Origin of the sequence: Pseudoalteromonas galatheae (assembly GCF_005886105.2) — a bacterium.
Classification (GTDB): domain Bacteria; phylum Pseudomonadota; class Gammaproteobacteria; order Enterobacterales; family Alteromonadaceae; genus Pseudoalteromonas; species Pseudoalteromonas galatheae.
Genome location: NZ_PNCO02000002.1, coordinates 1,209,796 through 1,228,802 on the forward strand (window position 1 = coordinate 1,209,796; position 19,007 = coordinate 1,228,802).

At 46.4% G+C, this 19,007-nt stretch carries 6 protein-coding genes; 3 read left to right on the forward strand and 3 right to left on the reverse strand.

Features of this window, described 5'->3' with window-relative positions; all coding sequences use genetic code 11:
- Positions 1–158: 158 nt before the first annotated feature.
- The 3 genes from CWC29_RS23160 to CWC29_RS23170 all read left to right on the forward strand — a co-directional run bounded on the left by CWC29_RS23160 (position 159) and on the right by CWC29_RS23170 (position 15,352).
- Positions 159–638, forward strand: a complete 480-nt coding sequence (locus CWC29_RS23160; RefSeq protein ID WP_128725761.1) for a hypothetical protein — start codon at positions 159–161, stop codon at positions 636–638.
- Between the two features lie 168 nt (positions 639–806).
- Positions 807–1,421 carry a phage tail protein gene (locus CWC29_RS23165; RefSeq protein WP_128725760.1) on the forward strand — a complete coding sequence of 205 codons (615 nt, stop codon included), beginning with the start codon at positions 807–809 and terminating at the stop codon, positions 1,419–1,421.
- Between the two features lie 131 nt (positions 1,422–1,552).
- The gene (locus CWC29_RS23170; protein ID WP_235956719.1) at positions 1,553–15,352 is read left to right on the forward strand and encodes an Ig-like domain-containing protein; all 13,800 of its coding nucleotides are present in this window, start codon (positions 1,553–1,555) and stop codon (positions 15,350–15,352) included.
- Between the two features lie 414 nt (positions 15,353–15,766).
- Here CWC29_RS23170 and CWC29_RS23175 read toward each other — a convergent pair whose 3' ends face one another.
- From CWC29_RS23175 to CWC29_RS23185, 3 genes are all read right to left on the reverse strand, one after another.
- Positions 15,767–16,522 (reverse strand): hypothetical protein, encoded by a 756-nt coding sequence (locus tag CWC29_RS23175; RefSeq protein ID WP_128725759.1) that lies wholly within the window; start codon positions 16,520–16,522, stop codon positions 15,767–15,769.
- Between the two features lie 207 nt (positions 16,523–16,729).
- On the reverse strand, positions 16,730–17,809 hold the full coding sequence (locus tag CWC29_RS23180) for an alkaline phosphatase D family protein (RefSeq protein WP_138524758.1): 1,080 nt from the start codon (positions 17,807–17,809) through the stop codon (positions 16,730–16,732).
- Positions 17,806–18,933: an alkaline phosphatase family protein gene (locus tag CWC29_RS23185; protein ID WP_138524756.1), complete on the reverse strand. Its 1,128-nt coding sequence runs from the start codon at positions 18,931–18,933 to the stop codon at positions 17,806–17,808. The genes CWC29_RS23180 and CWC29_RS23185 overlap by 4 nt, the downstream gene beginning before the upstream one ends.
- Positions 18,934–19,007 lie beyond the last annotated feature (74 nt).

Sequence of the window (19,007 nt, forward strand, 5' to 3'; positions counted from 1 at the left end):
AATTATCTAACTGATTTAAATCAATGGTAATGCAGTAGTTTTAAACTAAATTTAAACGGTAGCTTAGTTGAGAAGGATTGATTGGTAACTGTGCCTATTCACTTTGTATCCTGCATTTCTAACTATGCTCTGAATGTAAACTCAGAAGCGAGGTAGACATGAACATAAAGATTAACCTAACAAATTGCTATGGCTACGACCTTACGTTGTATTCCTACAGCGGTGGTGCAGCGCCCAAGGGAGAGGGACAAAAGATTTGCAAGCTCGAAGGAAAAGGTGAGATGGAAGTTGCACTTGGAGAAAGTGGAATTTTAGATATACCTGGGATGGGAAGCTTGTTGGTTCAATACCTAGGAAAGCAAAAGTTGGAGGATTGTCATGAACGTTTTTGTGACAGTCCGAGTGAGTTTGATCAATATGACCAAATGGCATTGCTACGCTACAAAACTAATGAGCTCTACTGGCGCTTTCCTGCGCCTACAAACGACGCTCCGGCTGAACTGAATATTAGCATTAATGATATTGGTACAATTTGCCTCGACAAAGTACTAAGCGGGGAGGCACGTAGAGTGCAGCTACCTGAACTTTTTATTCCGCCCGTTTTCACTGCACATTTGCCAGCGGGGGATCCGGACTAACTAAGCGCAGTGATAGAGAAACAATTAAGTATGAGTTTTTAGGTTAAGTAGTATTTGAAGTAGTAAGTGCGAACTATTCGCAACAAGTCGATAAACCAAAGAGTGGGGTTGAGTGGTACTGAGCGTTTATCGTTAAAGGGCATGTTTACAAATTAAAGAGGAATTCATATGTCTCCTGATCCGTATATTGGCTCAATGGGTACCTTCGGCGGTGCTTTTACAATTAGAAACTTTGCAATGTGTTTAGGCCAGACGATGGCTATTTCACAAAATCAGGCGTTGTTTGCTTTGATAGGAACTATTTATGGTGGTGATGCGCGCACTACGTACGCGTTACCAGATCTGCGCGGTCGCAGCCCGGTAGGACAAGGTGTGCGCCCAGGTGGTATGGATTACCGTCAAGGTGAAAGGCAAGGTACAGAACTGGTAGGTATTGAGATCATTCATATGCCTGCACATTCTCATACTGCTATTTTCACGCCGCTTGGAGGTACAAATCCAGTAAGTGGCACGCTACAGGTCGCAACCAATACGGCAAATGCCAAAACCCCAGATACTAGCTCTTATATTGCAGCAAACAATAGTGATGCTTTCTTCAAACCAGGTTTTGAGTCAGCGAATCTGACGACTATTGAGGGGCTAACGGTATCTGGTGGTGGCTCTGCGGGCGGAACTGTCACTGTCACTAACACAGGTGGCTCTGCACCTTTGAATATATTAAACCCGGTATTACCGGTTAACTGGCTGATTGCAACGGACGGGGTGTTTCCTCCTCGTAACTAATCGGTACTGGATATGGGCTGACCATGCACAGGGTTGGCCCGCTTTAGCAATGGATTGTCATCAAATTGCGTTGAAGTAAATATTAAAACGATAAAATGTCACTGGACCAGGTAAATTAACGGAGTAGTTATATGAAATTAAGTAAAGTTGCCACCGCCGTAACGTCGGCTGGTATATCAGCAGCGTTGTTTTCCGGCAATATCTGGGCAGGCCAAAAGATATTGGATTATTCCTCCGGCACAGGTACGCCAACGGATGTGAGAGATGGCGCCAGTGGCGTACCGGATATTTCTCTCGATACAGCCGGCGACGTTACTTTTATCCTGGATGGTGGCGAAAGTGGAGACAGTTATACAGCAGAGAGCTTTGCTGTGGCCTTTAGCTCGTTTTATGCTGCAAATTTTATTGGTAATTCCGGAGCCAGCGCGACTGACAAGGCCTATAAACTCCTGGAGAATGCAGGCACACATTTTAGTTTTGATGGCATTACCTTTGTCCGCGCAACTGCCACTGATGCAGAGCACAGGGTTCGATTTACCGGCTTTAAAGACGGTGGTCAAACGGTCACGGTTGACTTAACGCCACCGGTTGGGCCCGGAGTGGGTACGACCTTTAGCTTTACGCGTAGTAGTGATTTTAATAACGCGCTCTGGCAAGACATTGACACCTTAATCATTTCATTCCCGGATACAGATCCCGCCAGTGCTTACGACTCACGCTTCGCAATCCGAAACATCACACTGGACGATGCTCCAGCGTCTGATTCAACGCCACCTGTTTTTGTCAGCGCAAGCTCAACCCCCACTGACGATGCAACCAATGTCTCTGTCAGTAATGATATAGTCATCGCCTTCGATGAAGACATTACACTGGGTAGCGGCAATATCACCATCCGTAATGTCACAGATAATAGTGTTTTTGAAGAGTTTGATGTTGCCAATGAAAGTGATGGCACAACAACATCACCAGGCGCAGGTCGTGTCAGTATTACCAATGATAAAGTCTATTTAAACCCACCCGGTAACCTGGTAGGTAATCGAACTTATGCAATACAAATTGACTCGGGGGCGGTAACAGATACATCCAGCAACCCGTTCACTGGGATCAGTGACGACACGACGTTTAACTTCACGACTGTAAATACAGCTCCAGTCGTAGACCTAAATAGTGGCACCGGTGGCAATGACAATACAGCCAGTTTTTCAGAGGGCAGTGGCGCGGTTAATATTGCTAGTAGCGCGTCAGTAACAGACGCCGATGGTGATACAATAAGCTCGATTGAGATTACGTTAACAAACCCAAAGGGAGATACTGGGGAAGGACTATATGTTTCCGCTTCTGCCGTAGATACGTTAAAAGGTACATCAGGCTCTTCAGCTTTTGAGGGGGTGAGTACGATTGACATTTCTAGCCTTTCAGCTTCTGCTGCACAAGTGCAAACCTTCTTGCAGGCCGTCACATACAACAATACGTCCAGCACACCAAATGAAACTGCGCGCACGGTGACCGTGCAGATCAACGATGGCACTATCGACAGTGACAGTCGCACAGCCTCCATCAGTGTGACAGATGTTACGGCTGCCAGCTCAAGCGCCGCTGGTTTTGACACAACTAATGGCACAAACCTGTCGCCCGCCATTACCTTTGCAGGCGGTGACGAAACCCTGACAATCGCTAATGCCAGCCACACGACAGGCTCTACAGCAAGTGGTGGGACGGGCACCGATGTGCTCTCGGTACCTACTAGCACTAACCTAGCCAGCTTAACGTCGTTGAGTGGCTTTGAGACGCTTACACCAGATAGCGGTGCATCCATTACGCTGACCGAATCTCAGCATGAATCGTTTACCACCATTAATGGCGCGGGGACTAACCAATTTACGCTCAGCAGTGCCGATGGTGATGGTACGATTAGCGGTGATGCGGATATCGAAACCTATGTATTGGGCGCAGGTTTTACCTTTACGCTGGGTGGTGCTTCACAAAATGTAACGGGCAGTAGCTCGGCTGATACTGTTGTAACGGGGTCTGTAACTGCTACAGGTACTTTAGCTGGTAGCGGCGGCACTGATGTGCTGCAACTGAGTAATGGTGCCAGTATTGCCGGTGCCACAGTGAGTGGCTTTGAGACCCTGACACTGGATGCGAATGCTGCGGTCACCATGACAGAGGCACAACACGATGCATTCAGTACCGTTAACGGCAGCGCAACTGAAAGCATTACTATCTCTGCAGCAACCGACGGTTTAACAGCTGCAAGCGCCATTGAAACTTATGTTTTAGGTGCAGCGAACAGCATCACACTGAGTGCTGCGGGCCAGAATGTAACAGGTAGCAGTGGTAATGATACTGTAAACATAGGAACATTAACCGCAACGGGCACGCTTAACGCTGCGGGCGGCACCGATACACTATCAATGAGCTCTGGGGCTAGCATTGCTGGTGCAACAGTATCAAATTTTGAGAACCTGACATTGGCCAGTGGTGCCACCGTGTCGATGACGGCTTCTCAGCCTGCTCTATTTGGCGGCACCATCACAGCTGCAGGCACTGAAACGATTAATATCTCTGGTGACGGTGACTTTACAACGCTTGCTAATGTTGAGAGTTTTTCAGTTGGAGATTCATTGACCAACAGCAGAACGATAACAGTTGGGGCCGCTGGCACATCGGTAACGGCTTCGTCATCTACGGATGCGGTCACATTCAATGTGGGGACGCTAAGTTACACAGGTACACTTACCGGGGATGCTACGACAGCAGATACTTTATCTATGTCTTCAGGGGCGAACATCTCTGGCGGTACGCTCGCCAATATTGTTAATCTGACTTTGGCCAGTGGTGCATCCGTTACCATGACTCCGGAACAAAATGCCACATTCACAGGCACGGTCACAGCAGCAGGCTCCGAGACCATTACAATCAGCGGAGATGGTGACTTTACTACACTTACGGGTATAGAGACATACTCAGTAAACGACGATAGCACCAACACCCGGACTATCACAGTCACCAATGCATCTGCCACGATAGACGCAACCGTGTCTAACGACGCTATCACGTTTGATATTGCTGGCAGTGCATTCAATGGTTCGTTAGTCGGTGACCCAACTACCGGTGATACTGTGAGTGCATCAGATGGCGCTGATGTCAGTAGTGGGGGCTTTACCAACATTGGCACTCTATCACTGTCCAGTGGCGCAACGGTGGCGATTGACGCGGCGAATGTAGCAAATAACTTCACTACGGCGATTACCGGTGCTGCGGGTTCTGAAACGCTCAAACTGATGGACGGGGGCACGTTTAACTTTACCAATACCAGCGTATCCGAAATCGAAAACCTGGCAATTGGTACCAATAACATCTTTACCATTACGCTGACAGATAACTTTGATTCCAATGGTAACTCGGTCACTATCTCTAATGCTTTGGGCTTTGCGCTTGCCGGTGGAATTACACTGAATGCCAGCGCACTGAGTGGCGATACCATTAACATGACCGCCACTGACTTTGATGGTAATGACACCATCACCGGTGGTAGCGGAACCGATACCATTCGCCCGGGTGGTGGTACAGATTCGATGACAGGTAACGCAGGCAATGATAATTTTGTTGGCGACGCATCGGATCTCAATGGCGACACCATTACCGATTTGAGTGTAGGTGACATTATTACTATCAATAGTGTCACTGGCCTGACAACCAGCAACGTGCGTTTCAATGGTACTAGCACACTTCAGGTTGATACCAATGCGACTGACTTTAGCTCCATTGAAGTGGCAATTAGCTTGTCAAATGCGCCAGCCAATTCACTAGGTTTCACAGTGGCAGATAATGGCGCCAACACCGATATCACCTTTATTACGCCGAATGATGTGCCTGTATTTAGTAACCTCAATGGTGGCGGTACATTCATAGAAAATGGCTCGTCTGTGGTGATTGACTCAGATGTTTTGATTGCCGATACTGAACTGGACGCGCTCGACAGCGGCGCAGGTAACTATAATAACGCGACGTTGACCATTGCCCGCAACGGTGGTGCCAATGCTCAGGATGTGTTTGGTAACAATGGTCTACTGGGCACCCTGACCGAGAGCAGCACCTTTACTTTTAATTCGACGACGGTCGGTACAGTGACCACCAATTCATCCGGCACGTTAGTGTTGACATTCAATACCAATGCAACATCTGCATTCGTTGATTCGGTGTTGCAAAATATCACTTATCAGAATAGTTCAGATGCTCCTCCGTCTTCGGTGACGCTCGATTATACTTTTAATGATGGTATTGCAAATAGTACAGGTACTAATCAGGCCGTGGTCAATATCACCGGCCAAAACGATGCTCCAACAGACATAAGCCTTGACACATCATCAATCAATCAGTCTGCAACTGGTGCAGGTGCTAACATAGGGACTTTGAGTACCACAGATCTTGATACCAGTGATAGCCACACCTATTCTATCGTCAGCAGTGGGGCGAGCGCTAATGGCACCTGTAGTGCAGATACTGATAACGGCAGTTTCCAGATCAATGGTTCTAATTTAGAAGCGCAAGCTGCGATCAATGCCGGCAGCTATATTGTTTGTATACAAACCAGTGATTCTACTACGACATTCCAAGAAGCATTTACGGTCACGGTGAATGATGATGTGGCACCCAACGCGCCATCCACTCCAGATCTTGACGCCGGTTCAGATACCGGTTCTTCAAATTCCGATAACAATACCAATGATACCACTCCAACCTTCAGTGGCACTGCGGAAAGTGGCTCAACAGTAAGGCTTTATAGCGATCAAGAAGGCGGCGGTACAACGGTCATAGGCACAGGTACAGCGACGGGTGGTAACTGGCAAATTACCACCAGTGCACTGACCGCTGGTGTAACCCATGCCATCACAGCAAAAGCAACGGATGCAAATAGCAATGAAAGTAGCGCATCCAGCAGCTTAAGTGTCACGATAGACACAACCGCGCCTTCAGCGCCAGGCACACCTGATCTGGATGCAAGCAGCGATACTGGTACATCTAATACGGACAATATCACCAACGATACTACGGCAACATTTACCGGTTCTGGCCCCAATGGCGGTGCTATTACGTTAATTTCAAGCATTGATGGAACTGTGGGTACCGGCATAGCAACTTTAGGTACTTGGACTATCACAACGTCTGCTTTGACAGCAGGCACACATACGATGACAGCTCGTTCGACCGACACAGCAGGTAATACTGCTGACGGCTCAGGTCTATCTGTCACAGTAGATACGAGTGTGAGTGCGGTCAGTATTACTACGCCTATTGAAGTCGATGGACTAGTCAATGCGGCTGAAGATAATGATGTCTTAATTGCAGGCTCCAGCGCGGAGGCGGGCAACAGTGTGACGGTGACCATCACGGACAATAACAGCTCGGTGAGTCGTACCGTGACTGCCGATAACTCCGGTAACTGGACGCTAAGCGGGAGTGAGCTGGATGTCAGCGGTCTGAATAATGGCACGCTCACAGTCTCGGCGACGCAAACTGATACTGCTGGTAATACCTCTAGCGCAGCCACCCAAACGATTACCCTAGACAATGCGGCGCCATCTGCGGTGACCATCACCACGCCAATTGAAACCGATGGACTCGTGAATGCCGCCGAAGATAATGATGTCTTAATTGTAGGCTCCGGCGCAGAGGCGGGCAACAGTGTGACGGTGACCATCACGGACAACAACAGCTCGGTGAGCCGTACCGTGACTGCCGATAATTCCGGTAATTGGACGCTAAGTGGTAGTGAGCTGGATGTCAGCGGTTTAAATAATGGCACACTTACAGTATCAGCGACGCAAGCGGATAGCGCAGGTAACACCTCTACCGCTGCGACGCAAACGATTACGCTAGACAATGCGGCGCCATCTGCGGTGACCATCACCACGCCAATTGAAACCGATGGACTCGTGAATGCGGCCGAAGATAATGATGTCTTAATTGCAGGCTCTGGCGCGGAGGCGGGCAACAGTGTGACGGTGACTATCACGGATAACAACAGCTCGGTGAGTCGTACCGTGACTGCCGATAACTCCGGTAACTGGACGCTAAGCGGGAGTGAGCTGGATGTCAGCGGTTTAAATAATGGTACGCTCACAGTCTCGGCAACTCAGGCGGATAGCGCAGGTAACACCTCTACCGCTGCGACGCAAACGATTACGCTAGACAATGCGGCGCCATCTGCGGTGACCATCACCACGCCAATTGAAACCGATGGACTCGTGAATGCGGCCGAAGATAATGATGTCTTAATTGCAGGCTCTGGCGCGGAGGCGGGCAACAGTGTGACGGTGACTATCACGGATAACAACAGCTCGGTGAGTCGTACCGTGACTGCCGATAACTCCGGTAACTGGACGCTAAGCGGGAGTGAGCTGGATGTCAGCGGTTTAAATAATGGTACGCTCACAGTCTCGGCAACTCAGGCGGATAGCGCAGGTAACACCTCTACCGCTGCGACGCAAACGATTACGCTAGACAATGCGGCGCCATCTGCGGTGACCATCACCACGCCAATTGAAACCGATGGACTCGTGAATGCGGCCGAAGATAATGATGTCTTAATTGCAGGCTCTGGCGCGGAGGCGGGCAACAGTGTGACGGTGACTATCACGGATAACAACAGCTCGGTGAGTCGTACCGTGACTGCCGATAACTCCGGTAACTGGACGCTAAGCGGGAGTGAGCTGGATGTCAGCGGTTTAAATAATGGTACGCTCACAGTCTCGGCAACTCAGGCGGATAGCGCAGGTAACACCTCTACCGCTGCGACGCAAACGATTACGCTAGACAATGCGGCGCCATCTGCGGTGACCATCACCACGCCAATTGAAACCGATGGACTCGTGAATGCGGCCGAAGATAATGATGTCTTAATTGCAGGCTCTGGCGCGGAGGCGGGCAACAGTGTGACGGTGACTATCACGGATAACAACAGCTCGGTGAGTCGTACCGTGACTGCCGATAACTCCGGTAACTGGACGCTAAGCGGGAGTGAGCTGGATGTCAGCGGTTTAAATAATGGTACGCTCACAGTCTCGGCAACTCAGGCGGATAGCGCAGGTAACACCTCTACCGCTGCGACGCAAACGATTACGCTAGACAATGCGGCGCCATCTGCGGTGACCATCACCACGCCAATTGAAACCGATGGACTCGTGAATGCGGCTGAAGATAATGATGTCTTAATTGCAGGCTCCGGCGCGGAGGCGGGCAACAGTGTGACGGTGACTATCACGGATAACAATAGCTCGGTGAGCCGTACCGTGACCGCCGATAACTCCGGTAACTGGACGCTAAGCGGGAGTGAGCTGGATGTCAGTGGTTTAAATAATGGCACGCTGACTGTCTCGGCAACTCAGGCAGATAGCGCAGGTAACACTTCCACCGCTGCGACGCAAACGATTACGCTAGACAATGCGGCGCCTTCTGCGATAACCATCACCACGCCAATTGAAACCGATGGACTCGTGAATGCGGCTGAAGATAATGATGTGCTGATTGTCGGCTCCGGCGCGGAGGCGGGCAATAGTGTGACGGTGACCATCACGGATAACAACAGCTCGGTGAGCCGTACCGTGACCGCCGATAACTCCGGTAACTGGACGCTAAGCGGGAGTGAGTTAGATGTCAGCGGTTTAAATAATGGCACACTTACAGTATCTGCGACGCAAGCGGATAGCGCAGGTAACACCTCTACCGCTGCGACGCAAACGATTACGCTAGACAATGCAGCGCCTTCTGCGGTGACCATCACCACGCCAATTGAAACCGATGGACTCGTGAATGCCGAAGAAGATAATGATGTCTTAATTGCAGGCTCCGGCGCGGAGGCGGGCAACAGCGTGACCGTGACCATCACGGACAACAACAGCTCGGTGAGTCGTACCGTGACTGCCGATAACTCCGGTAATTGGACGCTAAGTGGGAGTGAGCTGGATGTCAGCGGTTTAAATAATGGCACGCTGACCGTCTCGGCAACTCAGGTGGATAGCGCAGGTAACACCTCTACTGCAGCCACCCAAACCATAACGCTGGATAATTCGGCACCAAGCGGTATTTCAGCTACGATTGACCAAGACTTGATCAATGCAGGAAATGAGACTGCGTTTAGCTTCACCTTAACAGGTTTGGAATCTACGGGTAGCTTTACTTATGAAATCTCAGACGGCAGCAGCTCTGTATCTAGCGCAAGTGCAACCGCTATTACGGGAACCACTCAGCAAGAGACCGGCATTAATGTCACCTCATTAAATGAAGGGACGTTGACGTTATCTGTTACCGTGGCTGACGACGCAGGGAATGAAGCAAATGTAGTAACAGATACGGTGATTAAAAAGTATAATGTTGCACCTGTTTTGTCAGGGACACCAGCAACAACTGTAGATGAAGACAGTGAATACGATTTTACGCCGACTCTGGCTGACTCAGATACTGGTGATACTCATACCTTTAGCATTACGAATAAGCCAAATTGGGCAACGTTTGATACGCAAACAGGTAAGCTTTCCGGTACGCCAGATGACTCTCATGTTGGCACGACCACGGATATTGAAATCTCGGTAAGTGATGGTACAGACAGCGATACGCTCAGCGCATTTAATATTGAAGTCGTTAATACCAATGATGCACCAACTGGGCAAAATACTAGCTTTACCATAGATGAAGGTGCGACATTATCACGCGACTTAAATAACGGTTTACTTTCGCTTGCAAGCGACGATGATCTTGATTCCAGCGATAGTCTAACGGTAGTGAAAGACACCGATCCACAATACGGTACGTTGACCCTCAATACTGACGGTAGCTTTAGCTATGTTCATGGGGGGAGTGAGAACCACACCGATAGCTTCACCTATCATATTGAAGACAGCGTTAATGCCAGCTCGCCTGTGTACACTGTAACAATCAATATGAATGCGGTTGAAGACGCTCCAACGGCTGTGAATGACACCCTTACTACACTTGAAGACGCGTCTAATTCGGTGAATGTGCTTACCAATGATAGTGACCCTGAAAACAACATGGTTGCTTCGTCAGTCTCCATTAAAACTCAGCCGACGAAAGGGCAATTAAGCGTTAGTAATGGGGTCGTCACCTTTACACCTACCGCTAATGCAAATGGTTCGGATTCATTTACTTATACGGTTAAAGACTCGACTCAGGCTGAATCAAATGAGGCAACGGTTAGTATTACCATAACACCTGTAAATGACTTACCAGTCGCGGCTAACTTTACACCAAACATAGACGAAGACACGCCAACCTCAGCTTTGACCGTTAGAACAAGTGCAACAGATGTTGAAGATACCAACCCAACTGGGGTTATTGCGCTTGAGTCGCAGCCAAGCAAGGGGCAAGCGGCAATAGACCTGAGTAATGGCACCATTACTTATACGCCAAATGCCAATGAGACAGGAAATGATAGCTTTACTTACTCGATCCTTGACAGCGAAGGTGGGAAGTCCAATATTGCGACTATTTCCGTCAATATTGGTGCAGTAAATGACCGGCCTGTGGCTGGTAATGACACTGTAACAACAGATGAGGATACTGTTACAACATTGACGATCCTCGCAAACGATTCTGACGTTGAAGATCAAGGTTTTGATGGTTCGGATATTGCACTTGAAGATAAAGGCGACGGTGTCGGCAACTACGACCTTGCTACCGTCACGGTTGGCTCTGATGGTGTGCTCACTATCACACCAAAACAAGATCAAAATGGTACATTGACCTTCACTTACACCATTGAAGATAGTGAAGGGCTGCGCTCTGAACCAGCAACAGTTACAGTCAATATCACCGCAGTTAATGATGCACCAGTTGCAGTTAACAATACGGCTCAATTACTTGAAGATGGCAACATTGAGATAAACGTGTTGGGTAATGATACGGACGTAGATAGCCAGCTCAATGCCGCAAGCGTTGCAATTGTTAATCAGCCTCAAGGCGGTTCACTGCAAATACTAACGACAGGTAATATTGTTTATACGCCGAATGCGAATTTCTTTGGGAATGATAGCTTTACTTATACGGTACAAGATGCAGAAGGACTAGTATCTAACGCGGCGACAGTGAATATCACGGTGACACCGATAAATGATGCGCCAGTTATTTCAGGAGCACCTTCGACTTCTGTCAATGAAGATGTTGCATACAGTTTTACACCGACGGCGACGGATACCGACGGCGATAGCTTAACATTCAGTGTGGCGAATCTTCCAGTATGGGCAAGTTTCAGTGATACAACAGGCGCTATTACTGGTACGCCAAGTGAAGGACAAGACGGTACCTACAGCGGCATTGTAATTACGGTATCGGATGGTCAAGCTGATGCATCGTTACCTGCATTTAACATCGTGGTGAATGCCGTCAATGATGCACCGATCATCTCCGGTACTCCATCAACAAGTGTTAAACAAGACGAAGTATACAGTTTTACACCGACAGCATCTGATGTGGACTCTCAAGCATTGACATTCTCTGTGACCAACCTACCAGCTTGGGCAAGCTTTGATACGTCGTCTGGTAATTTGGCAGGTACGCCGACTAGAGAAGATGTAGGCACTTATAGCAACATCATCATCAGTGTCAGTGATGGAGTATTACAAGCAAGCTTGCCTGCATTTGAAATCAATGTTGAGCCGGTTAATGCTGCGCCGATTGCAAACAATATGCAAAGAAGCGTGCTTGAAGATGGGACTACGAGCTTCTCAGCTGAGGCTAGTGACCCCGACGGTGATGCATTGACGATGGAGTTGGTGTCACAGCCACAAAATGGTGTAGTTCAAATTCAAGGTACTGTGTTTAGCTACACACCATTGCCGAACTTTAATGGCTCTGATGTATTTACTTACACCGTGTCAGACGGTGAATTTAAGTCAAATACGGCTTCAGTTTCGATGACGGTCACTTCTGTAAATGATGCGCCTATTGCTGTGGATGACAGCTTCACCTTCGATGCTGTGGCTTCCAATCAGTATGTGCTTCCTGTCTTGAATAATGATAGTGATCCAGATGGTAGTGCGCTCAGAATTATCGGCGCTAAAGCTTCAATTGGTTCTGCATTCATAGCCAATAACACCTTAACTTATCAAGCTATACAAAACTCACAAGCACCAATTGTTGTAACTTATTTGATTGAGGATGATAGTAAAGCGAGAGCAAAGGCAAATGCGAGTATCACAATCAATGGCACGGGTTCGGGTAATGCGCCATCAATTACTGCTCCGAGCGATTTAACGGTGAACGCAACAGGCTTATTCACAAAAGTGAACCTTGGTACTGCAGTCGCATCAGATAGCGCAGGGAACCCATTACCGGTGTCGTTAGTAAGAGGAATACCTATTTTTGCACCTGGTAAACACATTGTTTATTGGCAAGCAACGGATAGTCAAGGGCAACAAGCCGTTGCGAGCCAGAATCTTAACGTCAATCCTCTGGTGTCACTGCAAAAAGATAGTAGAGTTGCAGAAGATCGCAGTCACTCGGTTAAGGTGTATCTAAATGGTCCAGCACCCAGTTACCCCGTAACCGTACCTTATACTGTTTCGGGTTCAGCGGATAGCAGTGATCATGACTTACAGTCGGGTGAAGTAGTAATAAACTCAGGCACCAGTGCGAGTATCAGCTTTAATATACTTGCTGATGGTATAAGCGAAGACAACGAAACTATTGTGATCTCCCTGAGTGACTCATTAAACAGAGGGGCTAAATCTACTTCGACAGTAACAATTGTTGAGCAGAATGTGGCGCCAAGTTTATCGGCAGTTGTGCAGCAAAATGGTGAAGAGCGAAGTTTAATTACCGCCTCTAATGAAGAAGTTACCATAGAAGCTGTGGTCACGGATCCTAATCCAAATGACATAGTAAATGTGAGTTGGCAGCCAGATACAGCGTTAGTTAATACATCGAATGATCCATTTATCTTTGCATTTAACCCTGCCAATATCCCTTCGGGTATTTATAAAGTAAGGGTTACGGCTGAAGATAATGCGACGCCAAGCCTGTCAACATCTCGCAATGTATTCATAGAGGTAGTTGAGTCTTTAGCGCCGTTGAGTGGAGAGGATAGTGACGGTGACTTAATTCCTGACGATCAAGAAGGCTATGCAGATGAGGATGAAGATGGTATTCCAGATTTCATGGATGCGATCACTGACTGTAATGTGGTGCAGGAACAAGCGTTAGAATCTAGCCAATTCTTGGTTGAAGGCGACCCAGGGGTATGTTTACGTAAAGGCGCTACTGTGCCACAAAATAATACGGGTGGTCTACAGCTGTTGGAGTCAGAGCTGCCTTCAGATCCAAATGCCAATAATGCGGGTGGATTGTTCGACTTTATTGCGACAGGCTTACCACAACCCGGTGATGTATATAGTATTGTTTTACCACAGCGTAAGCCTATTCCACTAAATGCGGTTTATCGCAAATTAATTGGTGGTGAATGGCGAGACTTTGTGGTTGGAGAAGGTAACGAGTTACTCTCGACTCAAGGTGAGCCAGGTTTCTGTCCACCTCCTGGAAGTAACGAATGGAGCGCAGGTCTTAGTGATGGTGATTGGTGTGTTCAACTACGTATAGTCGATGGTGGTCCAAATGATGACGATGGTATTGCCAATGGCAGTATTGTCGACCCAGGTGGCATCGCGGTACCAATTTCGAATAACGCACAGCCAGTGGCGAATGCTGACAGCGTGACAATTGTTTCTGGTCAAACAATTATAATTGACGTACTCGAAAACGATACAGACAGCGACAATGATACACTCACCATAACAGGGGCAAGTGTTGATTTCGGTGTTGTTAGTATCGAAAATAATCAATTGAACTACACGCCACCAGCTGCATTTATTGGTAACGCAACTATTCAATATAGCGTAACTGATGGGCAGGGAGGATCGAGTAATAGTACAGCGACAGTGTCTATTATCGCCAATCAACCACCGCAGGTTGCAAATGACACCGCGGTCTCAAATGGTGCGAAAATCATTATCGATGTACTTGCAAATGATAGCGATCCAGAAGGTGGGATTTTAAGCCTTGTTTCTGCAACGGCAAGCCAAGGTACTGTAGCGATTAATATTGACGGTACGCTGAGTTATACACCGAAAGCTGGATTTGAAGGTGTTGATACAATTAACTATGTTGTTAAAGATGAATTTGGAGCAACGGCTGAGGGGCAAGTGAGCGTCACAGTGTCAGTTAAACAAGTTACTTCTGTAACCAACAAGTCCTCAGGGACTATGGGAGGCATGTTGTTACTATTAATTAGTGCGGTGATATTGCGCCGTAAGAAATCAATAATACCAGCTTTTGCATTGGTGAGTACGAGCTGTTTATTAAGCACACAAGCACAGGCGAGTAATTGGCAATTGGAGGCGACACTTGGACAATCTACAGCAGACAGTGAAATTAGCGCTTCGGACTTAAACATTGTCAACTTAGATGAAGATAGTAGTAGTTGGTCAATAGGGGCATTTTATGAATTAATCCCGAATTGGCAAGTAGGACTTCGGTACATTGACCTTGGTCAAGGTAGTGTGGAGTTTACGGGGTTAAGTGCAGATCCTGAGCAAAGCCAAATGGCGTTGGCGCGCGTAGCTCCGGTTTTGCCTGAAGGTCCTGCTTTACAATTCAATTACTCAAAACCATTTGCAGATAAATTTGTTGGTAAAATGTTCTTGGGTGCGTTTAATTGGGATTATAAAATTAACAGCGTTCGGGATGGTCAATTCTCTACTCGTTACGAAGATAGTGGCACTAGCGGCTATATAGGCGGTGGTGTTCACTATCAACTCAGTGATGCATTGACACTAGGGGTAGATTTTAGCCACTACTTTATTTCTACCAATGATATAAACGACTTAGCACTTAATTTGAGCTATCGCTTTTAACCTCATAGTTTAGCGTTTATAAAATATAAAAGGGCCTCAATGTGCAATTGAAGCCCTTTTATATAAACCCTATTATCTTAAGATTTGGATAGTGAGCCTGGTTAAAGCACCATGTATATTATCCAACCGCCCAGCTGCCTTTTATGTGTAACAATGCTTTTGTGTCCGGTTGCCCTAAGATATCTGTATACCTTCAGGTAGGTCTGGGTTTCAAATGATAAATGCCTTTATAGCAGCCTATCTTAGCGCTTGCGTAAGCTCGCCTTGCCCGTATATAGGCAAGGCGAAAATTTTGCTATTTAGTTGTTCTAAATAAGAAGCTTTTAACACAGTTAGCGTCAGACTTGCGTCTTCAAATTGTGTAAGCATTCAGACTAGTAGGTATAATGTACAGCTTGTTGTTTTAAGTGTAGATTAGTTGAGTAAGATGGTTAACTCTTCAGATTCCTTTTCTTGAATGGCATGTATTGAGCTACCAGATTTAAATTGACTATCGACAGTGCCTTTCTTTGAGCGTGATAGGGTAATATGTGACTTACAAGACTTTTTCTTATTCAAATTATCTTTATGGAGCCCTTCGATACTTCCAAGTAAAATAGTGTAGCTGCCGTCACTATCATCTAACTCTACATAGCGACTGATTGATGAAGGATCACCTGTATTTGTAGTACAACTCGCATTAAAAAATAGGGTAAGGGTGGTATTTGGCTCATTTACGGGCTTCCACTCAACGACAATTCGGCTATCTTTGCGATATGTAGACGCGACTGGCGAATATAACAACACCTCTTCTGGTAAGAGTACTTTTGATGTTAGTGTCTTGTTTTCTTTGCTTCTTATTAATTCAAGTTTAAATTCAGTATTTTTAGTCGTTTGGCTAAAGTATCCTTGATAGTCAATATCTAAAATATCCTCATCCATCTCTAATACTTTTACTTCATTACCAACGGTGGCTTGCACTTTGTCACTGGGGCTAAGAATGATATTTGCGCCTATACTACTGCTTTTATTAAACTCAGTAACGACTCTAGCGCGCTTACCATTTGCAGTAAGTCGAATGTCTGCCCAAATTTTTTCGGTAGCGACAATATCTGAAGTGGTTGACTCACTAGAGCAGCCACTGGCTCCTAAAATAAACAGTAAACTTGTTAACCCATAAATGTATTTCATATCCTTTCCTTTGACAAAATATACTTTCACGTAGTGTAGACTTATAATTACGTTTCTAAAATAGGGTATAACAATTTATGACAATTTATAACAATCTGTGGTGCTCTAAAGTGAAAAGGGAACTTCCATGTTCCTAAATAAAAACGTTGTTATATTATTGCGTAACTATGAATAGATAATGGAGCTATCTGTTTGTACTCGTGGTGTTTATTGAATATCAGATAGCTTAAGTATATTTGACATCACTTCTTTACCGTCCACATCTTTTAAGCCGATTGTGATTGTGGGGTCTGAATGAGACCAATCAATGTCGATGAACCCATAGTTCACATCATGAGTAAACCCAGATACTCGGTGTTGATTTGGGCTGACTTGTTTCCACTCTTCTGTAAGCCCCGAGCTGGTGACTTCCCAAAAAGGGTAGCCTTGATGTACTACCTTCGAAATTTCACCCCAGTGTGTATCACCGCTAATCATGATAACACCACCAAGTTTTTCGCGCGTGATGAAGTTCAGAAGGCGTGCTCTATCAGCTGGGTAGTTGGCCCAAGCTTCCCAGCCCGTAAACTCGGGTAATAATTGCAAACTAGAGGCGATAATTCGAATGGCGGCAGGTTTTTTTAACTCAGACTGAAGCCATTGCCACTGCTGCTCACCGAGCATACTCGCGTTTAGAACTGGGCTATATGGTCCTCTATTTTCTGGCTTACGTTTGTTGTCGTACTCTGATTTTGATACTGACGTTAACGCCGGACGGTTCCATCTCAAGTCGGGCATAATGACACGAATGAGCTGATTTCCTTGGCCATATTCATACGAAGTATAAATTCCTGAGTCTCTAGTGCGTCTCAAAGAGTCTGCAGGTTCGTGCCAAAAGTCTAACATAACCTTTCGTGAGGCTTCTTTTTGAGAATATTCCAAACCTGCGTCATTTTCACCGTAGTCATGGTCGTCCCAAATAGCGATAACTTGAGATTGTTGTCGTAGTTCCTGTATACCTGCGTTTGCGTCAAGCTTTTCATATTTCTTCTTAAGCACATCCATATCCGTGGTGTCACCATAGATGTTGTCTCCGAGAAAGATAAATAGCTCGGGGTTCTCTTTATTAATTGCCGCTAATATAGGCATTGGTTTATCTTGATGAGAGCATGAACCAAAGCGGATTGTTGACAAAGAGGTTTGCTCATTGGCATACACCTTCATTGCAACAAACGCTATTAAAGGAAATAGCATGAGGCAAGTGAAACGCTTGCGCTTAGCGAGTTTAGGTCGTTTTAGTTTGATCATTGCGCTATGCCTTCAAGCGGTGGTGCTATCTTGGGATTAAAGGTAGAAGGGTTTTGTCCAAGTAATTGAAGCGCAGTCGCGGTAACTTGCGACAAGGTTTGCTCTTGCTTTGGGATCACTAATCCTTTGGCTTTTATCTTGGGTCCGATGGCTGCAAACCAAACTTGCTCAGAACCTACGATCCCCTCAGGCTGCTTCTCAAGCATGCGTGGATAGTTCTTTTCAATCGCTGCTTTTGATGAGTGGTGTCTCCAATCCTTACGACCCATGCCGCGGCCGTGATCGGTAGTAATGAGTAAATAGGTGTTGTTTTTGTATTGCGGAATTGCTTGTAAGGTTTGCCATAAGTCGGCCAATATTTTATCAGCACGGTGAATACCTTTGATGTACTCGTCGTAGTTTCCACCGTGCGCATAATCGTCTGGCTCGCCAAGTGCTAGCATCATCACTCTTGGTTTTTGGGTTTGAAGATAGGCTTTTGCATATTGATAAGTAAAGGCATCTAAGCGCACTGAGGACCAAGGACTTGGAACTTGCGCCTGTAATTCATTTAAAAATTGTAGTTTGGGGTTAGTGGTGTGCTTAGCAATTTCAAATCCAGCGTTTATATGCAATTTGCTCCTTTCACGATTGAAAATAGCAGGGAAAACATCCCAACTACCGAAAACAGCAAGATTTGGCTCGAAACCAGGCTGAGATTGTAGCCATTCTAAAAACGATATATTTGGGTTCGGTTTTTTGTCATTAGAGTCAATATTGGGATCGGCAATGCCAGTAATTACTTCGTTGTAACCCGGGTATGAAAAATACCATGGATTGGAAACTCGCATTGTTGAGTTTTGTTTTCTATCGCCGAGAATGACACCGTTTTCGACCACGTATTGCCATAAGAATGGCATTAACTTTTCACGGCTTTGCTGAGAGTTGTGCCCTTGAAAAAGTGCATTTAGCACTTTTGGAGCGCTTGTTGATTCTTTATCGTTGACTAACTGATTATCCAATCCGTAAAACACTTCTTGCCATCTAACACCATCTATTGTGACCAGAATAAGGTTCGGATCACTTTGCTTTGCTTGAGTAAATACACTAAAAGTGAGTATGAATAACCACATTGCACGCTTCATTTTATCTCCCAATCCACATTAGGGTATATCTGTGTAAAAAGGGCACCGAAGTGCCCTTATTTACTTGGCTTTAT

Bases quoted from the DNA above. Each gene is read 5' to 3' on its own strand.
- CWC29_RS23160 (WP_128725761.1), top strand. From the start codon at position 159: ATGAACATAAAGATTAACCTAACAAATTGCTATGGCTACGACCTTACG.
- CWC29_RS23165 (WP_128725760.1), top strand. From the start codon at position 807: ATGTCTCCTGATCCGTATATTGGCTCAATGGGTACCTTCGGCGGTGCT.
- CWC29_RS23170 (WP_235956719.1), top strand. From the start codon at position 1,553: ATGAAATTAAGTAAAGTTGCCACCGCCGTAACGTCGGCTGGTATATCA.
- CWC29_RS23175 (WP_128725759.1), bottom strand. From the start codon at position 16,522: ATGAAATACATTTATGGGTTAACAAGTTTACTGTTTATTTTAGGAGCC.
- CWC29_RS23180 (WP_138524758.1), bottom strand. From the start codon at position 17,809: ATGATCAAACTAAAACGACCTAAACTCGCTAAGCGCAAGCGTTTCACT.
- CWC29_RS23185 (WP_138524756.1), bottom strand. From the start codon at position 18,933: ATGAAGCGTGCAATGTGGTTATTCATACTCACTTTTAGTGTATTTACT.